Here is a 20658-nt window from a genome sequence, read left to right as displayed (position 1 = left end):
TGTTATTGCTCGTCCGCTTCTGGTTTGACATCCGGCTCGGCGTCAGCCGCGCGCGTGGCGTTGGCTTTGTCGATCAGCAAGGACATTTCCATGCCGCGCGAAGTCGAGCTGTCGTGCACGAAATGCAGCATCGGCAGGGTGTGGATGTGCAGGCGCTTGCCCAGCAAGCCACGGATGAAGCCAGATGCGGCCATCAGGCCTTCGGTGGTGTTCTTGATGGCTTCCTTGCTGTCTTTCAACATCGTGAAAAACACCTTGGCGTGCGCGTAATCGGGGGTGATCTGCACTTCGGTGATGGTGATCATCGTGCCGACGCGTGGATCCTTCAATTCGTAGGCGACGATTTCAGCCAGATCGCGTTGGATCTGGTCGGCCACGCGCAAGCCGCGCGCTGGCATGGTTTTGCTATGTTTAGCCATGATTTTATGCTGTCCTAAGTGCCGCAGGGCGCATGAGTCAAACGGTTGCCCGTTGACCAATGCGCCCCACGTGTTTGCGCGGACAACGATATGTCCGCGCCATTACTGCTGTGATTACAGGGTACGAGCGATTTCCTGGACTTCGAACACTTCCAGGGTGTCGCCAACCTGAATGTCGTTGTAGTTCTTCAGCGACAGGCCGCACTCCAGACCGGCGCGAACTTCTTTCGCATCGTCCTTGAAGCGTTTCAGGGAGTCGATCTCGCCACTCCACACCACGATGTTGTTGCGCAACAGGCGGACGGAAGAAGCACGCTTGACCACGCCATCGGTGACCAGGCAACCGGCAATCGCGCCCACTTTCGAGACCAGGATAACCTGGCGGATCTCGACCTGGCCGATGACGGTTTCGCGTTTCTCTGGTGCCAACATGCCCGACAACGCCGATTTGATCTCGTCGATCGCATCGTAAATGATGTTGTAGTAGCGAATGTCCACGCCATTCGACTCGGCCAGCTTGCGCGCCTGGGCATCAGCACGGGCGTTGAAGCCGATGATGACCGCTTTCGAGGCGACTGCCAGGTTGACGTCCGATTCCGTGATGCCGCCGACGGCTGCGTGAACAACTTGTACGCGCACTTCGGAGGTCGACAGTTTCTGCAACGAACCGACCAGCGCTTCTTGCGAACCTTGCACGTCGGTTTTGATGATCAGCGGCAAGTTTTTCACTTCGCCTTCGGCCATCTGGTCGAACATGTTTTCCAGTTTCGCAGCTTGCTGTTTCGCCAGTTTCACGTCGCGGAACTTACCTTGACGGAACAGACCGATTTCACGCGCCTTGCGCTCGTCAGCCATGACGACGACTTCTTCACCGGCAACCGGCACTTCCGTCAAGCCCTGGATTTCGACCGGAATCGAAGGACCCGCTTCAGCGATGGATTTGCCGTTCTCGTCCAGCATGGCGCGAACACGGCCATACGAAGAGCCCGCCAGAATCACGTCGCCGCGCTTCAGGGTACCGGACTGCACCAGGATCGTCGCGACAGGACCACGGCCCTTGTCCAGACGTGCCTCGACGACCAGGCCGCGCGCAGGCGCATCGACCGGTGCCGTCAGTTCCAGCACTTCGGCTTGCAACAGCACTTGTTCCAGCAGGTCGTCGATACCCTGACCCGTTTTGGCCGAGACCGGCACGAATGGCGATTCGCCACCGTATTCTTCCGGCACGACTTGTTCGGCGACCAGTTCCTGCGTCACGCGGTCAACGTTGCCGCCTGGTTTGTCGACCTTGTTGATCGCCACTACCAGCGGTACGCCGGCTGCTTTCGCATGGGCAATCGCTTCTTTCGTTTGCGGCATCACGCCATCGTCGGCGGCAACCACCAGAATGACGATGTCGGTTGCCTTGGCGCCACGGGCACGCATCGCGGTAAACGCTTCGTGACCCGGGGTGTCGAGGAAGGTGATCATGCCGCGTGGCGTATCGACGTGGTAAGCACCGATATGCTGCGTAATGCCGCCCGCTTCGCCGGAAGCAACCTTGGCGCGACGGATGTAATCGAGCAACGAGGTCTTGCCGTGGTCGACGTGACCCATGACGGTGACCACCGGTGCGCGTGGCTTGGTTTCGAAGTGCGCGTGTTCGCCCACATCGGCCAGCAACGCTTCCGGATCGTCCAGTTCGGCGGCGAACGCCTTGTGGCCCATTTCTTCCACCAGAATCATGGCGGTTTCCTGGTCCAGCACCTGGTTGATCGTGCACATCTGGCCCAATTTCATCAAATGCTTGATGACTTCGGATGCCTTGACGGACATTTTGTGCGCCAATTCGGCCACGGTGATCGTTTCCGGTACGTGCACGTCTTTGACGACGGCTTCCGTAGGAGCCTGGAAGTTCGATTCACGGTCGTCATGGTGCGTCGGGCGACGGCCCTTCGCGCCACCGCGCCAGCTGTCACGGCCGCCTGGGCCGCTGTTGCCGCGTGGCTTAGGACCACCGGTGGTGCCGCGTTTTTTCGCGTCATCGGACCAGGTGGACGACACATTCGCCGACTTGATGGATTTCTTGTCTGCAACAGCAGGCTTCTTGTCGCCCGGCTTGTCGCCAGGTTTCTTGTCAGCTGGCTTGTGCAGGGTGCCTTCCGGCGCCTTCGGCTTGACGGGAACCGGTACGGGTTCCGGTGCCTTGATGGCGCGGCGTGGCGCATTCATCATGGCCTTGATCTGGGCGACTTCGTCGGCAACGGCCTTGCGTGCACGCTCGGTGGCTTCCGCTTTGTCAGCGGCTTCCTTGGCGGCAACAGCAGCGGCAGCGGCTTTCTTCTTCGCTTCTTCAGCGGCAGCAGCTTTTTTCGCTTCGGCGGCGGCGTCATCAACGACAGGCGCAGCGGCGCTGGCGGCAGGTGCGGCAGCAGCCTTGGCAGCGGCTTTCTTCGCTTCCGCTTCAGCTTCCTTCTTCGCAGCCAGTTCAGCCTGTTGCGTGGCTTTCGCCTGGGCTTCTTTTTCCGCGTCGAGCTTGGCCAGACGTTCTTGCTTTTCGCGCAGATCGGCTTCCTGGCGGGCGATCAATTCAGCCTGTTTACGGGCTTCTTCTTCACGGCGCGCCACGTCGGCGGGATCGATCACCGGTGCGGCAGGCGCGACCGGTTCTGCTGCGACCGGCGCAGCTTCGTCACGCTGGACGAAAGTGCGTTTCTTGCGCACTTCCACCTGGATGGTGCGCGATTTGCCGGTTGCGTCAGCTTGCTTGATTTCAGTCGTTTCCTTGCGGGTCACGGTGATTTTTTTCTTTTCTGTGTCAGCCGCTGCGCCGTGTGTGCGGCGCAGATGATCCAAAAGCTTGTCCTTATCATCTTTCGACAATGGATCTGACGTCGAACTTTTCTCGACGCCGGCAGAACGCAGCTGCGTCAGCAGCAAATCTGCAGGCATCTTCAGTTCGGTGGCAAATTGGGCTACGTTGTTACTCGCCATTCAGTCCTCTTTTCTATGTGTCGCGGAGATGATAAAGATACTCAAATTAAGCCTTTGCGGATTCGGCCAGACTCCATGCCTTGGCTTGCAACGCCTTGGCACGATCGTCGTATTTCGAGTCAACCAACTTCATCTCATCGTCGGTCACATCTTTAAATTCACTTGTAATCAGTTCACGCGCACGGTCCGCAGACAAGGCCAGGATTGCGCCAAATTCGTCGTATGCCAGTGCTGCAAATGCTTCAACGGTCTTGATACCAGCCAGACCCAGCTTGCCGGCGGTAATGCGGTCCATGCCTTCCAGACCCACCAACGCCTCGTCCATGCCTTCCAGACCCTCTTCCGAAGCAATCGCTTCGGTAACCAGCGCATCACGCGCACGGGTACGGAGTTCATTGACAGTATCTTCGTCAAACGATTCGATTTCCAGCATTTCGGAAATTGGCACGTAAGCGATTTCTTCCAGACTGGCGAAACCTTCTTCTACCAGAATATCGGCCACTTCCTGGTCGACATCGAGCTTTTCCATGAACAGGATGCGCACGGCAGCCGTTTCCTGGGCAGCTTTGTCAGCCGATTCTTCGGCCGTCATGATGTTGATCTTCCAGCCGGTCAGGTCAGAGGCCAGGCGCACGTTCTGGCCGGAACGGCCGATCGCGATTGCCAGGTTTTCTTCGTCCACGACGACATCCATCGCGTGTTTTTCTTCATCGACCATGATCGACGACACGTTCGCCGGTGCCAGGGCGCCGATGACGAACTGCGCCGGATCTTCCGACCACAGCACGATGTCGACACGTTCACCACCGAGTTCACCGGTGACAGCCTGCACGCGCGAACCGCGCATGCCGACGCAAGTACCGATCGGGTCGATGCGCTTGTCGGCCGTGTAGACGGCGATCTTGGCGCGTACGCCGGCATCGCGGGCTGCGGATTTGATTTCCAGCATGCCTTGCTCGATTTCCGGCACTTCCAGCTCAAACAGCTTCATGATGAAGTCTGGCGCGGTGCGCGACAGAATCACTTGCGGGCCGCGCATATTGCGGTCGATGCGCAAGATGAAAGCACGCACACGGTCGCCGATACGCAGATTCTCTTTCGGGATCATCTGGTCGCGTGGCAGACGTGCTTCGATCTTGCCCGATTCGACGATGGCGTCGCCGCGTTCCATGCGCTTGATGGTGCCGGTGACGAGCGAGTCGCCGCGTTCCAGGAAGTCGACCAGGATCTGTTCACGTTCGGCATCACGCACGCGCTGCAGGACAACCTGTTTGGTATCCTGGGCGAAACGGCGGCCGAATTCGACGGATTCGATCGGTTCTTCGATGTGATCATCGACTTCGATATCGGAAATCTGTTCTTTTGCCTCGAAATGCAGGATCTCCTGATCCGGCAATTGCAGGCCCGCTTCATCGGGCACGACGTGCCAGCGGCGGAACGATTCGAATTCGCCCGTTTCGCGGTCGATCGAAACGCGGATGTCTACCTCACCCTCATACCGTTTCTTCGTGGCTTGCGCCAACGCGAATTCGAGGGCGCCGAAGACGACATCTTTATCGACGTTTTTTTCGCGCGCCAGCGCGTCAACCAATAATAAAACTTCGCGGCTCATGCTTTGCGTCCCTTAAAAACCACCTGCGGCACCAAGCGTGCCTTATCCACATCCGCGAGCGTAAACTCCAACATCGCCGGACCATCCTTACCTTCAAATTCCAACGACAATTTATCGCCCACGGGTTCTTGCAAGATCCCCTGGAACGATTTCCGGTTGTTCGTACCCGGCATCGCCACCATCAGCTTGACGATGATTTCCTGACCTGCGAAACGGACAAAGTCTTCCAGCTTGCGCACCGGACGATCGAGACCCGGGGAAGAAATCTCGAGACGCTCGTAAGGAACGTTCTCTACCGTCAACACATGCGATAACTGGTGACTCACCGTGGCACAGTCTTCGACCGTGATCGGACCTTTTTCAGCGGCATCGGCGGCGCTGAAATCAATAAAGACGCGCAGCAGTCCGCGCTCGGCACGTTCGACATCAACGAGCTCATAGCCCAGACCAATAACTGTCTTTTCAATTAATCCCAACTGCTGCAAGAAATTCTCCAGAAATAAGGCCCGTTTTCGGCATGACAGCGCAATTTGAGCGCCGACAACATGCAAAAACACGCATTCAAGTCATATATGGCCCCTTGCGGAGCCATTACAAACGGTTCAACAAAAAAAAAATGGGCATCTGCCCATCTTCTTGTATTTTCCCAACCAGATGAAAGCACTCCCCACCAAACAACCCTGCGGAGAACTTTTATTAGGCTGCAGATTATAACCTCTTATTAACTTCGCCGCAATGCCGCACACAAGGAGCGGCCCGGCTTACAACAGTTACAAGAGCGCGCACCCGCGGCAGATCGGCGGGCGCGCAAGAAGAAACTCTTCTCGATTAACCTTTGCTGCGGCGGCGCGGCATGCCATCCATGCCGCCACGATCCATGCCGCCACGCGGCTGGCCACCGGAACGCGCTTGCCCACCGGCACCACCGCCCGTATTGCGGCGCGGACCCGTGTTGGCGAAGCCGAAGGCCGTTTGCAGCGGATCAGGCTGGCGCGGACCGCGCTGCGGCGCGCGGCCTTCGCCGCCACCGGCCGGACGACCCTGGCCCTGACCTGCCGCACGCGGCGGACGGCCCTGGCCTTGCGGCGCGCCTTCGAACGATGCCGACGAGCGCGGCTGACCACCCTGGAACGGACCTTGCGGCTGACCACGGCCAGGACCACGCGCTTCGCCTGGACGACCGGCGCCACCTGGACGACCCTGACCTTGCGGACGGGCAAACTGGCCTTGCGGCTGGCCGCGGCGCGGCGCGACCGGGAACGGATCGGCGTTGCGGTTGCTCACATCGATGCGGTTGCCATTCGGCTCGTCATCGCGGTCCTTGCGTTCGACCTTGCGCGCTTCGCGGCCCTTGGCGGCGCCAGCGGCACGGGGGTCGCCCGATGCCGGCATTTTCTTTTCGATGCCGTAGGCGGTCAGCAGATCGCGCACGGTGTTTTCATCCATCTCTTCCCAGCGGCCGCGTTTCAGGCCACTCGGCAGGGTCATGGCGCCGTAGCGGGTACGGATCAGGCGCGAGACGGTCAGGCCGATGGCTTCGAACATGCGGCGCACTTCGCGGTTACGGCCTTCGCCGATCACCACGCGGTACCATTTGTTGATGCCTTCGCCGCCGCCATCGGCGATCTTCGAGAACTGCGCCAGGCCGTCTTCCAGCTCGACGCCGGCCAGCAGTTTCTGGCGCATGCCCTCTTCCAGCTCGCCCAGGGTACGCACGGCGTACTCGCGGTCGATGCCGTAGCGTGGGTGCATCAGGCGGTTGGCCAGGTCACCGGAGGTAGTAAACAGCAACAAGCCTTCCGTGTTGAAGTCAAGACGGCCAACGGCCAGCCACTTGCCCGCCTTCATGGTCGGCAGGCGGTCGAACACGGATGGACGGCCGTCCGGGTCATTATGGCTGACGATTTCACCGGCCGGCTTATGGTAGACCAATACGCGTGGCGGCTTCTTGCTGACGCGGCGCTGGATCAACTTGCCGTTGATGCGCACGTGGTCGCTCGGCAAGATGCGCTGGCCGATGTGGGCCGGCTCGCCATTCACGGACACGCGGCCCGAAATGATCAGGTCTTCCATGTCGCGGCGCGAACCGAGACCGGCTTCGGCCAGCACCTTGTGCAGCTTCGGCGCGTCGTCGTCGGACGTCAGGTCGCGGCGCACGGCCACTTTCTGCACGCGGCCCGTGCCGCCCTCTTCGCTGTCGAACGCGTCGGAGGTGACGAACGAAAAGACAGCATCAGCGTCGCTGAGTTTGCCTGGCGCAGCCTGGCGGCCCTTGCCCTTTTTACGGCTCTTGCCGGCATTCTTGCCGGCACCCGGCACGTCGTTGCGCGGACCGCGCGGCAGGCGCGGGCCGGACACGAGGTTGCCTTCGGCATCGAACACGTCGGCGACAGGCGCGGCGGCTTGCTCTGCGGCAGGCGCGGCTGCAACGGCGTCGGCCGCCTGCGGCGCTTCCGCGCGCGGCGGCTGGCGCAGCGCGCGTTCCGCCTGTACGCCACGCATCTGGCGCGGACCGCGGGTCGGGCGTGCTTCGGCCGGCTTGTCGACGACGGCTTCCGGCGCCGTTTCAGCGACGGCGGCAGCGGCCTTGGCGGCGGCGCGGGCGCGCGGCGGACGCGGCGCAGGTGCGGCAACCGCCTCGGCAGCCGCTTCGGCGGCGTCGGCCACGGCCTTCAAGGCTGGCTTGGCGCGGGTTTTCTTGGCGGCTGGCGCGGCTTCAGCTTCAGCTTCAGCGACGGGCGCAGCGGCGGCCACGTCGGCTTTCGTGCGGCGCTTCGGCTTGGCAACGGCGCTGTCGCCAGCGGCAGCAGCAGCGGTTGCAGCAACCGCGTCGGCTTCGATCTGGGCCTTGGTACGGCGCTTGGGCTTGGCAACGATGGCTTCGTCGCTGGCGGTTACTGTCTCGGGTGTGTTCGGATTATTCATTCTTCGTTTCTTGGCTGTGCTGACCTGGCGCAGCGTCAACCGTTAGTTCTGGCGCAGGGTCGTGAGTGTAGGCTTCGTCCGTGGGCGAAGCATCGGGGCCGGCATCAAGGCTTGCTGTCACATCTACATCTGTCACAGCCGTATTGCTACCTGCACCAAGCTGGGGGACAAGCTCATTGCTTGCCTTGTCAAAATTTTCCTGCAGGGCCGCTTCCAGGGCTTCGAGCCCATTGCCCTGCATTTCACTGATTTGCTGCAAAGGCGGCAGCTGGGACAGCGAATGCAAACCCAGGTCATCCAAAAACTGCTTGGTGGTGGCCAGCAAGGCCGGCCGTCCCACCACGTCGCGGTAACCGATGGCATCGACCCAGCCACGGTCTTCCAGCATCTTGATCGTCTGCGAATTGACGGCAACGCCGCGAATTTCCTCGATATCGCCGCGCGTCACCGGCTGGCGGTAGGCGATGATGGCGAGGGTTTCCAGGGTCGCCCGCGAATACTTGGGCGGCCGCTCGGGCGTCATGCGATCGAGATACATCTTCATTTCCGGGCGGCTTTGAAAGCGCCAGCCCGAAGCGAGACTGACGATCTCGATGCCGCGCCCTTCCCACTCATCGCGCAACTCTTCCAGCAATTGCTTGATCGTATCGGCGCCAACGCCGACGCCGCGCACGCGGCCATTCTCGTCCGCATCGACGAACAGCTTCTTCAAGCTGTGGATCGTCAGCGATTCACGAGCGCACAGCAACGCGGTTTCGAGGACTTTTTTAGCCTCAATTGTATTCATAGCAATTCTGTGCGGATGTGTGTTGCAATTCGTATGCAGAGAAAGAAATCAAAAACGTTCATTTCAACGTAACAGAGGGCAGACATCGATGATGACGCCGTGCTGGGTTACTAGTTGAGGCTGTTTTTCCGACGCCTTGGCCGATGCGCGCAAAGCGGGACTAAAGCGGATGCAGTGAAAGTCCTGCCATCCATGGTGCTGGCCTTAAATAACCAGCAATGAAACGAACTCCGGAGCAGCTGCTTTTCCCGTGGCGACGAAGCAGCCAGACAGGAGAGCGACAGTCGTCGTTTCATCCAACGATGCCAATTGTACCTGATAAAAAGCGGAAAAGCGCAAAACCGGGCAAAACACGCGTTTTACCCGGTTCTGGCGCGACATATCGCCCGCTGCCCGCATCACAGGGAGGCGAGTTTCTCCGAGAGAATGGCCGATGCGCCCAGGAAAGCTGGGTACTGCGCCGTGATGACGAAGGTCGGCACTTGTGAGACATAATTGGCGAAGCGGCCCTTGCGCTCGAAGCGGGCGCGGAAGCCGGAGCGGTCGAAACGCGCGCCCAGGCGTGGCACGATGCCGCCGCCGATATAAATGCCGCCCAGCGCGCCCAGGGTGACGGCAACGTTGCCCGCCACGGTGCCGAGCATGCAGCAGAACGCTTCGATGACGTCGTCGCACAGCTGGGATTCGCCTGCCAGCGCGCGGCGCGTGATTTCCGCCGCCGGCAAGTCTTCCGCCGGCACACCCGCGCGGTCGGCCAGGGCGCGGTAGATCAATTCCAGGCCATCGCCGGAAATCAGGCGCTCGGCCGAGACATGCTCGTATTCACGCCAGGCGAATTGCAGAATGCTCACTTCCACTTCATTGAATGGCGCAAAGCTGACGTGGCCGCCCTCGCTTTGCAGGGCGATCCAGCCGCCATGCGAAGGAATCAGGCCCGATACGCCCAGGCCCGTGCCGGCGCCGATCAGGCCGATGGCCGTGTTCGGACGGGCCGTACCCGCGCCCACCTGGTGCTTTTGCTCGTTCGACAACTGCGGCAAGGCGCGCGCCAGGGCCGTGAAATCGTTGACCACGTCCAGGGTCGTGAAACCGCACTCTTCGCGCATGGCGCGGATTGAGAACGACCAGTGGTGATTCGTCATGCTGAGGAAATCGCCGTCGACCGGGTTGGCGATGGCGATCACGGCATGGCGCACGGCTTGCCCGCCGGCGGCCGCAATGTGCGGCAGGGCCAGGTAGGCTTGCAGGGCGGCGGACAGGCTCGGGTAATCGGCACAGGGCAACACTTCCACCAGGGTGATGTGGCCGGCGGCCACTTCCAGGGCGAAACGGGCATTGGTGCCGCCCACGTCGGCCAGCAGGCGCGGTCCATCGGCGAAGGCGGAAGTCGGCAGTACGGGAGAAGACGAAGCGCTCATGATTTTAAATGATGAAGTGGGACGCATGGGACGCCAAGCTTAAAGGATGAATGCGCCCGGAGGCAAGCAAAGTTTGTAGTTTAAGTACATCAAAACAAGCCTTTATTGGTAGTTCCACTCCAAATGCAACAAGCAGCGCCAAAATTGCTTAAAAACAATGATTTATAGTAAGTACTCGCACTCGGCAGGCGCACGAAAAGCATGCTGCACAGCAGCAGGAATCGCCTTGAAAGCACAGTATGCCGGAGTTTGCGCAAAGCCGCTTTGTATGGAACGGCGCAGGTATGACACTGCCGTCCTGGCGGCGCTGCAACAGTGTTTTCGTATTATTACTACCGACTTGCGTGCTACCAAGCAACTGCTATCGGCCAGCAATCAGGAGAATCAGGACGGCAAGCCTTCGCCCAGCAGGCTGGCGGGCGCCGGCTCGTCCGAGCGGTAGGCGGCATTCCAGGCGTCCAGGCCGCCATGCAGGGGCTTGGCCCGGTGGAAGCCGTGCTGGTGCAGCAGCTTGGCCACTTGCGCGGCCGTCACGTCGTTGGGACAGCTGCAATACACGATGATGTGGCGGTCCTTGTCCATGGCGATCATGGCCGGCACGGGTTCCTTGCCGTTGAAGAACAAGGCGCCCGGCACGGCCGGCTCCAGCGCCTGCGCCGTGGCGCTGCGCGCGTCGACCATCAGCGGCTCCTCGCCCTGCTCTATGAGTTCGAGCAATTCATCGATGCCGATGCGCTCGATCTGCAAGGCCTGGCGGAAACGCCGGCGTTCAAGGAATTTGTACAGAAGGAACAAGCCCAGCAAGGTGGCCAGCATCAGCAAGGCCGTGCTGCCCATGGTGCTGAGCAAGTCGAGCACCTGCTGCACGCTGGCATGGAAAATCACGCCGACGACGATGCCCGTGCCGCTCCACAGCAAGGCGCCCAGGCCCGCGTACAGGAAGAACAGTCCCGGCGGCGTGCCCAGCGCGCCCGACATGGGCGCGGCCACGGTATTGAAACCCGGCACGAATTTGGAAACGATCAAGGCTTTCGGGCCCCAGCGCTTGAATTTATCTTCCGTCTGGCTGACGCAGTAATCGGGCGACAGCGAGATGCGGCACAGCAGCCGCAGGATGCGCTTGCCGAAATGGCGGCCCGCGCGGAACCACGTGAAGTCGCTGATCAGGCAGGCGCTTAGCGCGGCAGCCAGCACCAGTCCCCCATTCATGTCGCCATCGACGGCCAGCGCCCCCGCCACCACGAGGATGGGAAAGGCGGGAATCGGCAGGCCAAGCTGCTCCACCAGCACGATGCCAAAGACAATCAGGACACCGTAATGTTCGAGCAGATAAATGAGGTTGGGCATGGCCGCTATCTTACCGTAAAAGCGTATTTATATTTGCACGCCCTTGGGTATGGCGCTTAACAGCGTGCGCGTGTACGGATGCACGGGATTGCGGTACAGCTCGTCCGAATCGGCCAGCTCCACCACTTGCCCCTTGTGCATCACCATCACCTGGTCGGCGATGTATTTGACGACGGACAAATCGTGCGAGATGAAGATGTACGACAATCCAAATTCATCCTGCAAATCCTGCAACAGGTTAAGCACCTGCGCCTGCACCGACACGTCGAGCGCCGACACGGATTCGTCGCAGACTAAAATTTCCGGCTGCATGGTCAGGCAGCGGGCAATCGCGATGCGCTGGCGTTGTCCACCGGAAAACTCGTGCGGATAGCGGTGGAAAGCCTGTTCCGGCAAGCCGACTTTGTCGAGCAGCCAGTAGGCCTTGGCGATGCGTTCCTGGTCGGTCGCGCCGATCTTGTGGATGCGCATCGGTTCCAGCAAAATCTGCCCCACCGTGAAGCGGGGGTTCAGCGATGCGTATGGATTCTGGAAGATGATCTGGATGCGGCGTTTATACGGCAAATACTCCCTGTTCGGCATGGCAATCAAATCCTTGCCGTGGAACATGGCCGTGCCACTAGTTGCCTGGTGCAGGCGCAGCAAGGTCAAGCCCACCGTCGTCTTGCCGGAACCGGACTCGCCCACCACGCCCAGCGTTTTTCCGCGTGGCAAGGTGAACGACACATCCTTGACGGCCTGGAATTCGCGCTTGCCGAACAAGCCTACACGCGTATAAAAACTTTTGCTCAAGTTATTCACCACCAGCACCGGCTCGTCGCCCGGCGTATAGCCGCGCGTGCGCTGTTTGACTTCCACGCCGGGGCCGGCCTTGCCCTCCATATAGTCGGCAATCACTGGCAGGCGCCACGGGCGCTCGTCCAGCGAAGGGCGGCAATGCAGCAGGGCCTTGGTATAACTGTCTTGCGGCGCTTCAAATACCTGGCGCACCTCGCCCGTCTCGCGCACTTCGCCGTGGCGCATGACGATCACCTGGTCGGCGATTTCCCCCACCAGACCCAGGTCGTGGGTAATGAAGAGCACGGACATCTGGTGCTTCTTTTGCAGCGCCGCGATCAAGTCCATGATCTGCTTCTGGATCGTCACGTCCAGCGCCGTCGTCGGCTCGTCCGCGATCAGCAGTTTCGGTTCGCAGGCGATCGCCATGGCGATCATCACGCGCTGCTGCTGGCCGCCCGACATCTGGCTCGGGTAGGCGTCAATCTTGGTGGCCGGATCGGGGATGCCCACTTCCTCCAGCAACTCCAAGGTGCGCACCCGCGCCTGCTTGCGGTTCATGCCCATGTGCTGGCGCAACACTTCGGCGATCTGGAATCCGACTGTAAACACGGGGTTCAGCGACGACATCGGCTCCTGGAAGATCATCGAAATATCCTTGCCGCACATGGTGCGCCGCTCGGCGATCGACAATTTGAGCAGGTCGCGCCCGCCAAAGTGGATGCTCGACGCGGGAGCTATGATGGTGTTATCTGGCGGCAACAAGCCCATCACGGCCAGCGAACTGACGGACTTGCCGCTGCCCGATTCGCCCACCAGCGCGACGGTGCTGTTGCGCGGCACGTTGAACGAGATGCCCTTGACGGCTTCGAACGTGGTCTTCTTGTCCAGGCGGAAGGTGACGCGCAGGTCGCGCACTTCCAACAGGTTATTCTGGTCCATGAGCAACTCCTATTTCACTTTGGGGTCGAGCGCATCGCGCAAGGCATCGGTAAACAGCGAGAACGCCGTCACCAGCACGGCCATCGCCGTGGCGGCGGCGGTCAGCTGCCACCATTTGCCCAGGATCAGTTCATTTTGTGCCTCGTTGAGCATGCTGCCCCACGAGACGGTACCCACCGGCACTCCAAAGCCTAGGAAGCTCAGGATCACTTCCGCCTTGATGAAGCCCACCACCAGAATCGACATTTGCACCAAGGCAACGTGACTGACGTTCGGGAAGATGTGGGAAAACATCTTGCGCCAGTGCGAGGCGCCGATGGCGTCGGCCGCCATCACGTATTCGCGCGCCTTGTGCTTGATGTATTCGGCGCGGATCAAACGGTACGGCCCTGTCCAGCCCGTCAAGCCCAGAATCAGCACGATGGTCAGCACGCCCTTTTGCTGCAGCACCGCCGCCACCGTCAAGATCATCAGGATCGACGGGATCGAGGTAAAAATGCTGTAGAACCAATTGAAAAAGTCATCGACGACGCCGCCGAAGTAGCCGGACACGGCGCCAAAAATCGTGCCCAGCACCACGGCCAGCAAGGCTGCCACCAGGCCCACGACGATCGACGTTTCGCCGCCCTTGATGGTTTTCTGCAGGATGTCGTGGCCCCACTTGTCGGCGCCGAACGGCAGGGTTGCCGCCTTGTGCGTGACGAGTTTCTTGGCCTTGCCCATGCCGGCGCGCAGGGCCGTCAAGTCGTCGGCCAGCGGGTCGGTGACGCCGTACATTTCCACGCCAGCCGATGGATTGCTGCCCATCTGGGCGCGCAGTTCGGCGATGTCGTCGGCGAGCGGATCGAGCACGTTGACGGGTGTCGGCGCGCTGCGCTCATCCGTCACGGGCATCGCGCCATCGGCGGCGACGTCCTTGTCGGCGCCAACGAAGGTCGGCGGCGCGTAGCTGACGGCCACTTCGTCTTCCCAGTTCGAGGCCACCAGGCCGCTGGCGGACGCCAGCACCAGCAGGAAAAAGGCGCCGACCACGGCCAGCGATACCATTGCAATCTTGTCGCCGCGCAAACGGCGCCACGCCAGGGCCCACAGGCCGGGCGATGTATGAGGTTTCGACATCGTCTCTTTCTACTTCAGTTGTACGCGAGGATCGACCGCCTGGTACAGCAGGTCGGTGAGCAGGTTGAAGAGCATGGTGGCGGCGGCAACGTACACGGTGATCGCCTTGATCACCGGAAAGTCGCTGCGCTCGACAGCCAGAATCACTTCACGCCCGATGCCGGGGATGCCGAAAAAGCGCTCGAGCAGGAATGCGCCGATCAGCAGGGCCGGCAAGTTCGACATCACATAGGTAATGATGGGAATGCCGGCATTGCGCAGCACATGCACCCACATGATGCGGCCTTCCTTGAGGCCCTTGGCGCGCGCCGTGCGCACGTAATCCTGGTTCGCCTCGTCCAGCACGAAGGTGCGGAACAGGCGCAGGGTCGGTGCGATGGAGACGGCCAGGCCGATCAGGATCGGCAAGGTGGAATAGCGCAGCAGGTTTTCCCAGAAGCTGTCGCCCCAGCCCTGCACGGGGAACAGGCCCAGTTTATAGGCGAAGCCGTACTGGAAGACGATGATGTAGACGAGGATGGAAATCGACATGCCCACCGTACAGGCGATCATGACGGCGCGGTCCGTCAGCGAGCCGCGCACGAAGGCGATGGCCAGCGCCAGCGCCACGCCAAAAAACGTTTCCAGCACGGTCAGCGGGATCAAGACCATCATCGACGGCCCCAGGCGCGACGTGATGATGTGCGACACGGATTCCCCCGTGGCCCAGCTCTGGCCGAAGTCGAACGTGACGATCTGCTTGATGAAGATCCACAGCTGCACATAATACGGCTGGTCGACACCAAGCTGGCGGCGGATGTTGGCGATGCTTTCCGCACTAGACATCTTGCCGGCCAGGATGTAAGCAGGGTCGCCGCCCACCCAGTTAAACAGGATAAACACCAGCAGGACCACGCCCAGCATGGTGGGCAGCATCTGCCACAGGCGGCGCAGGATATAAGCAAACATAATGATTCCTTGTCGTTATAAGCTGCGCTTATTTAGCAGCAGGGGCCGGAGTAGCTACCGGCGCACCCGTGCTGTCGATATCCATGTACGCCCATTCCTGGAACAGGATCGGGTGCTTCTTGTAGCCCTGCACCGACTTTTGCGCCAGCATGTTGCGGTAGCGTGCATAGCCGATCAGGGCGCCCGCATTGACTTCCAGGCGGCGCGCCATCTTGTGGAACAGCTCGTCGCGCTCGGGGCTGGCCGGCATGGCCTGGCTGGCCGCGTACCATTTATCGTACTCGGGATCCTGGTAGCAGCCATTGTTGTTCTGGTGCGTGTTCGGGCCGTAGAACAGCTGCATGAAGTTGTCGCCGTCCGGATAGTCGGCCAGCCAGGGCGCCGTGCGCGTCTGCATCTTGCACTGCTTTTCCGTTTTTAAGATGTCGGAAAAGATCATGCGGTCGTTTTCCATGCGGATGCCCAGCGAGTTATACGTCTTGCGCCACATTTCCGCCTGCAGCACGCCATTGGCTTCGTTGCGCGAAGCGTAGCGGATCAGCAGCGGCTTGCCGTCCGGCAAGGTACGCCAGCCATCGGCACCCTTCTTGTAGCCGAATTTATCCAGCAATTTGTTCGCCAGCACGGGATCGTATTGCAGCAGGGATTTGTAGTGGGGATCGTAGCCGACGACGCCGGGCGGTATCGGATAGTCGAGGCGCTTGGCCTGGCCATTCCAGATGATGCGGATTTCCTCGTCGATATTGTGCGCCATCGCGATGGCGCGGCGCAGGGCAATCTTTTCCTTGCTGAAGCCACCGAGGGTCGGGTCTTCCATATTCCAGTAGTAATAACTAATCTCGGGATCAAGCAGGCGCGACAGTTGCACGCCCTTCTCCGCCAGCTCGGGACGCAGCTTGCCGTTCAGCAATGCTTTCGGCGCCAGCGGGCCATCGAGCCAGAACACGTCCGTGCCGCCGCTCTGGAAGGACAGCCAGCGCGACTGGTCTTCGATCATCACGGAAATTTCGATGCGGTCGATGGCAGGAATGCGTTTACCCTGCATCTGGCGCACGATGCGCTGGTCGTCCGGGTCGTCGCCGGCCATGAAATTCCACGTTTCCGGCAAGTGTTGCGGATTGCGGTTCAGGACGATGCGGTTGCCGCGCGTCCACTCACCGAGGGTGTAGTAGCCTGTGCCGACGGGATTCGAGCCTACCTCGCCCTTCACGTCGCCGTACTTGTCCACCACTTCGCGCGCCACGGCGGCCGTCGGCACATAGGCGAGGATCATAGGAAAATTGAAATCGGTCTTGGTCAGCGTGATGCGCAAGGTGTACGGGTCGAGGATTTCCAGGCCGGCCACCTTCTTGTTGAAATCGAGCTTGTTCGACTTGGCCGCTTCCTTGGCCAGATCATCGAGCCCCACTACCTTGCCTTCGAACAGCCAGCTGTGCGGCGAAGCCAGGCGCGGGTCGAACAGCCGCTTCCACGAATACACGTAATCGGCCATCGTCAGTTCGCGGCGCTTGCCGCCAAACGCGGCGTCGGGCGTGAACAGGATGCCTTTTTTCAGGCGGATGGTGTAGGTCTTGCCGTCGGCGGACACTTCCGGCATGGCGGCGGCCGCGCCGGGCACCACCTTCACGGGGCGCGCCAGGTAATCATAGGTGTACAGGGTGTCGAAGACGGCCTGCGTGATGTGGTTCGAATACAGGTCGCGCGCGGTGGCCGGATCGAAGCCCGTCTCGGCGGCCGGCAGGATATAGCGCAAGGTTTTGACCGGCGCGGCCGCGGCAGCAGGGGCGGCATCGGCGGCAACGGCCGCCAGCGGCAGGGTGGCCAGGCAGGCGAGCAGCGCCACGCGCCGCATCCATGGTGACTTCATGTAATACCCTTCATCTCGATTATCTGTCGCACCGCATTGGTGCGCTTGTACTGGCTTCCCCCTGGGATACAGGATTCCACCGCCAAAACCAGTCCATCCACGCAAGATCTATGCCTTGTTCGCAGCCAGCCGCGTCGGTGGGTTGACGAGCTGGAAAACGCGTAACGATAACGCATATTTTGCATGCCAGGCAAAAAGCTGCGGTACTTCTGGCGTGCATGGCAACAACCACCCGCGCCACCGGGGAAATCTTCCGCACCGCAACATTCCCTGGATGATGCCGCGCAAAAGCGCATTGGTAGAAACCCTTACGTCCGTGAATGAGCGCACTTTCTATCGGGGGGCGGAATACGCATAGCGCAGCGCAACATTAAGATAATTGCCAATACTGAAACATTCAAACATTATAAAAAACACTGTTGTTTCCATCCCGAAATGTCACATTTGCGCGTTGACAAGGATTCTCGGCAAGTGGTCTTATCAAGCACGGCAACGCACAGTATGCCGTTCATCCCACAGCGATTGCCGACGCAGCAATCTTTTTTAGACTAGCGACGTTGTGCCTAAAAACAGCCAACCTAGCTTTTTTCGGAGTTTCGAGAATGATGATGGAAACAGTTATGTCCCGCTCCGTACGCCTGATTTTTTCGGGTAGCGTAGCAGCGATCAGCCTTGGCATGATGGCTGCGCCGGCAATGGCGCAAGACGCCAATGTCCAACGTGTGGAAATTACCGGCTCGAGCATCAAACGAGCCACAGCCGAGACCGCGTCACCGGTACAGGTCATCACCCGCGACGACTTGATGAAATCGGGCAAGGCCACCGTCGCCGAATACCTGCAAACCCTGACCGCCGATGGCGCCGGCTCCCTGCCGACGGGCTTCGGCAACGGCTTTGCCGCCGGTTCCACGGCCATCTCGCTGCGCGGCCTGGGCGCCACCTCGACCCTGGTCTTGCTCAATGGCCGCCGCATGGCGCCATTCGCGCGGGCCGATGACGGCCAGAAAAGCTTCACCGACCTGTCCACCGTGCCGATGCAGATCGTCGAGCGCATCGAAATCCTCAAGGATGGCGCCTCTTCCACGTATGGCGCGGACGCCATCGCCGGCGTCGTCAACATCATCCTGCGCAAGGACTTCGAAGGCCTGACCCTGAAGGGCGACACGGGCATCTCCGGCGACAGCGACGCCAAACAGCACCGCGCCTCGCTGACCTTCGGCAAGGGCAACCTCGACACGGATAAATTCAACTTCGTCGTCAACGCCGAATACACCAAATCGGACATGCTGATGAACAACGAGCGGGCCGGGCGAAAATGGATAGGCAAAGCCGACCTGCGTCCGTATGGCTATGCGATCAACACCCAGTTCGCCGGCGGTTACATTAATGGCAACAACGATGCGAATGCCTCGCCAGCGGGCCTGATCCGCGACCCCGTCACCAACAACTATGTTTCGCTGCCCGGTTGCTCCACCTTGTCCGTATCTTCGCCGCAAGATCCGAAGGGTGGCTGCCTGTGGCATCACGACCAGTTCCGTTCGATGCAGCCGAAGATCGAATCGATCAACCTGTACACGCGCGGTACATGGCAGGTCAATGCCGACACCCAGGTGTATGCGGAAGCGGGCTATTCGAAGCGCGACACGGCCTTTACCCTGATACCACCGTCGATCACGCCCACCATCGCCTTCCCGCCGAACGCCGGCAGCCCGACTGGCGTCATCAACTACGGCTCCGGCGCCGGCACCACCATCGTGCTGGCCGCGAATCACCCGCAAAATCCGTACGGCGTGCCGGTGCGCGTGCGCTACCAGGCTTTCGACGTGGGCGCCAGCACGCGCCAGGCCAACAATGAGTTCAACCGCATCGTGCTCGGCGTCAAGGGCAATGCCATGGGCTGGGACTACGATGCCGGCTATACACATTCGGAATCGAAGCTGCACCTCGATTACAGCAACATGCTGAACATGGCCGTCGTCAAGGACGCCCTGGGCAACCCGAACAGCAAATATTTCCCGTACTATATCGGCGCGCAGGCAAGCAAGAATCCCGCCTCGCTGTACGCGGCCATGGTGACCAACGCTACCTCCGACTCCACGACCAAGCTCGACATCATCGACTTCAAGGCATCGCGCGAGCTGATGCAGCTGCCCGGTGGCGCCATGGGCCTGGCCGTCGGTGCGGAACACCGCCGCGACAAGCTCGACAATCCATCGTTGTCGGGCACGGAAAACGGCTCCATCAACTCCAGCTATGTTGCCGCCAAGGGCGACAGCAAGGTCTCGGCCGTATTCCTGGAAGTGCTGGCACCCGTCTTCAAGACGGTGGAACTGTCGGGCGCCTTGCGCTACGACAAATACGACCGTTTCTCGTCGACCACGCCGAAACTGGGCGCCAAGTGGACGCCGCTGAAAACCTTCGCCGTGCGCGGCACGTATTCGGAAGGCTTCCGCGCTCCGGGCCCGGCCGAAAGCAATGCCGATTCGCAATCGACCGGCACTTCGACCGTGAGCGATCCCGTGCGCTGCCCGGGCGGCACCCGCTTGCCGGGCGCCAATGCCAGCGATTGTGAACTGCAAGTGGCGGCCGTCAAGATTGGCGACCCTAGCCTGAAGCCGGAAAAATCCAAGGGCTACACCCTGGGCTTGGTATGGGATCCGTTCAACGATACCAGCCTGTCGCTGGACGGCTGGAAGATCAAGCGTGAAAACGAGATCAATCCGCTGCCGTACAACGAAGCGGCCGCCCTGCCGACCGCCATCCGCGCCGACAACAACCTGACCATCAACGGCGTTGTCACGCCGAATACGGGCACCTTGCTGATCACCAAGGCACCGTACCGCAACTCCAGCTTTACGGAGATCAAGGGTATCGACCTGGACATCAAGCAGCGCGTGCGTCTGGGCGACTATGGCCGCGCCACGTTTGGCCTGACCTGGACCCACATCGCCTCGTGGGTACGCGCCGAGTCATCCACCGTGCGCTACCAGTTCGCTGGCACGCATGGCAATTGCGATACCTCCAACTGCGCTGGCACGCCGAAGGACAAGATCAATCTCACCGGCTCGTGGGACCTGGGCAACTGGAACGTCAGCGGCGTGCTGAACTACCGTTCGGACATGAAGAACATCCTGTTTGAAGGCAAGCCTTGCGCCTCCAAACTGGCCGATGGCACGTCCGCGCCAAACGGTTGCAAGATCGCCTCGTTCACCACGCTCGACCTGTCAAGCCGTTGGAATGTCAACAAACAGCTGCAACTGTTTGCCTCGATCAACAACGTGACCGACAAGATCGCGCCGCTCGACCCGCTGACCTACGGCGGCATGAGCTACAACCCGATGGATGCCAGCGGCGCCATCGGCCGCTACTTCAAACTGGGTGCCAGCTACAAGTTTTTCTAAGCTGACACACGTATCCTGACGCAAGGCGGTGAGTAATCACCGCCTTTTTTTTCGTCTGCGACTGTGGCGCCAGTTCCCTCATCCACATGCCTATTGCGCCAGCGCAAACCTTACCTCCTGCGC

13 protein-coding genes are annotated in these 20658 nt (G+C 60.6%); 1 reads left to right on the top strand and 12 read right to left on the bottom strand.

What is annotated here, in order from left to right:
- Positions 1-2: 2 nt before the first annotated feature.
- The 12 genes from rbfA to CSQ93_RS19175 all read right to left on the bottom strand — a co-directional run bounded on the left by rbfA (position 3) and on the right by CSQ93_RS19175 (position 17134).
- A complete protein-coding gene (gene rbfA, locus CSQ93_RS19230; protein WP_035825200.1) occupies positions 3-419 on the bottom strand; it encodes a 30S ribosome-binding factor RbfA in 417 nt (138 codons plus the stop codon).
- Between the two features lie 114 nt (positions 420-533).
- Positions 534-3392 carry a translation initiation factor IF-2 gene (infB, locus tag CSQ93_RS19225; protein ID WP_034760145.1) on the bottom strand — a complete coding sequence of 953 codons (2859 nt, stop codon included), beginning with the start codon at positions 3390-3392 and terminating at the stop codon, positions 534-536.
- 46 nt (positions 3393-3438) lie between these two features.
- Complete coding sequence (nusA, locus tag CSQ93_RS19220) at positions 3439-5004, bottom strand: transcription termination factor NusA (RefSeq protein WP_035825194.1); 1566 nt, start codon at positions 5002-5004, stop codon at positions 3439-3441.
- On the bottom strand, positions 5001-5489 hold the full coding sequence (gene rimP, locus CSQ93_RS19215; protein ID WP_034782527.1) for a ribosome maturation factor RimP: 489 nt from the start codon (positions 5487-5489) through the stop codon (positions 5001-5003). The genes nusA and rimP overlap by 4 nt, the downstream gene beginning before the upstream one ends.
- 343 nt (positions 5490-5832) lie before the next feature.
- Positions 5833-7929: a 23S rRNA pseudouridine(2605) synthase RluB gene (rluB, locus tag CSQ93_RS19210; protein ID WP_099379402.1), complete on the bottom strand. Its 2097-nt coding sequence runs from the start codon at positions 7927-7929 to the stop codon at positions 5833-5835.
- Positions 7922-8716 carry an SMC-Scp complex subunit ScpB gene (scpB, locus tag CSQ93_RS19205; RefSeq protein WP_099379401.1) on the bottom strand — a complete coding sequence of 265 codons (795 nt, stop codon included), beginning with the start codon at positions 8714-8716 and terminating at the stop codon, positions 7922-7924. The genes rluB and scpB overlap by 8 nt, the downstream gene beginning before the upstream one ends.
- Before the next feature lie 398 nt (positions 8717-9114).
- Complete coding sequence (locus CSQ93_RS19200; RefSeq protein WP_035825187.1) at positions 9115-10134, bottom strand: glucokinase; 1020 nt, start codon at positions 10132-10134, stop codon at positions 9115-9117.
- 384 nt (positions 10135-10518) lie between these two features.
- Positions 10519-11481 carry a VTT domain-containing protein gene (locus tag CSQ93_RS19195; protein WP_035825185.1) on the bottom strand — a complete coding sequence of 321 codons (963 nt, stop codon included), beginning with the start codon at positions 11479-11481 and terminating at the stop codon, positions 10519-10521.
- A 27-nt stretch (positions 11482-11508) separates the two neighbouring features.
- Positions 11509-13200, bottom strand: coding sequence for an ABC transporter ATP-binding protein (locus CSQ93_RS19190; protein ID WP_099379400.1), 1692 nt, complete (start codon positions 13198-13200; stop codon positions 11509-11511).
- Positions 13201-13209: 9 nt separating this feature from the next.
- Positions 13210-14319, bottom strand: coding sequence for an ABC transporter permease (locus tag CSQ93_RS19185; RefSeq protein WP_035825181.1), 1110 nt, complete (start codon positions 14317-14319; stop codon positions 13210-13212).
- 9 nt (positions 14320-14328) lie between these two features.
- Entirely contained in the window at positions 14329-15267 is a 939-nt protein-coding gene (locus CSQ93_RS19180; RefSeq protein WP_034782513.1) for an ABC transporter permease, read from the bottom strand.
- Between the two features lie 28 nt (positions 15268-15295).
- Entirely contained in the window at positions 15296-17134 is a 1839-nt protein-coding gene (locus CSQ93_RS19175; RefSeq protein WP_233516258.1) for an ABC transporter substrate-binding protein, read from the bottom strand.
- A gap of 620 nt (positions 17135-17754) precedes the next feature.
- On the opposite strand from CSQ93_RS19175, the gene CSQ93_RS19170 reads away from it, so the two are divergent.
- Positions 17755-20535, top strand: a complete 2781-nt coding sequence (locus tag CSQ93_RS19170) for a TonB-dependent receptor (protein WP_099379398.1) — start codon at positions 17755-17757, stop codon at positions 20533-20535.
- The last annotated feature ends 123 nt before the right edge of the window (positions 20536-20658 follow it).

Origin of the sequence: Janthinobacterium sp. BJB426 (genome assembly GCF_002735705.1) — a bacterium.
Classification (GTDB): domain Bacteria; phylum Pseudomonadota; class Gammaproteobacteria; order Burkholderiales; family Burkholderiaceae_D; genus Janthinobacterium.
Note: the sequence above shows the minus strand (reverse complement) of the source record. Positions and strands in the feature narration are given on the sequence as shown.

Excerpts from the sequence above, each read along its gene's own strand:
- CSQ93_RS19170 (WP_099379398.1), top strand. The coding sequence starts at position 17,755 with ATGTCCCGCTCCGTACGCCTGATTTTTTCGGGTAGCGTAGCAGCGATC.
- rluB (WP_099379402.1), bottom strand. The coding sequence starts at position 7,929 with ATGAATAATCCGAACACACCCGAGACAGTAACCGCCAGCGACGAAGCC.
- CSQ93_RS19175 (WP_233516258.1), bottom strand. The coding sequence starts at position 17,134 with ATGAAGTCACCATGGATGCGGCGCGTGGCGCTGCTCGCCTGCCTGGCC.
- CSQ93_RS19180 (WP_034782513.1), bottom strand. The coding sequence starts at position 15,267 with ATGTTTGCTTATATCCTGCGCCGCCTGTGGCAGATGCTGCCCACCATG.
- scpB (WP_099379401.1), bottom strand. The coding sequence starts at position 8,716 with ATGAATACAATTGAGGCTAAAAAAGTCCTCGAAACCGCGTTGCTGTGC.
- rbfA (WP_035825200.1), bottom strand. The coding sequence starts at position 419 with ATGGCTAAACATAGCAAAACCATGCCAGCGCGCGGCTTGCGCGTGGCC.
- infB (WP_034760145.1), bottom strand. The coding sequence starts at position 3,392 with ATGGCGAGTAACAACGTAGCCCAATTTGCCACCGAACTGAAGATGCCT.
- CSQ93_RS19195 (WP_035825185.1), bottom strand. The coding sequence starts at position 11,481 with ATGCCCAACCTCATTTATCTGCTCGAACATTACGGTGTCCTGATTGTC.
- CSQ93_RS19190 (WP_099379400.1), bottom strand. The coding sequence starts at position 13,200 with ATGGACCAGAATAACCTGTTGGAAGTGCGCGACCTGCGCGTCACCTTC.
- nusA (WP_035825194.1), bottom strand. The coding sequence starts at position 5,004 with ATGAGCCGCGAAGTTTTATTATTGGTTGACGCGCTGGCGCGCGAAAAA.
- CSQ93_RS19200 (WP_035825187.1), bottom strand. The coding sequence starts at position 10,134 with ATGAGCGCTTCGTCTTCTCCCGTACTGCCGACTTCCGCCTTCGCCGAT.
- CSQ93_RS19185 (WP_035825181.1), bottom strand. The coding sequence starts at position 14,319 with ATGTCGAAACCTCATACATCGCCCGGCCTGTGGGCCCTGGCGTGGCGC.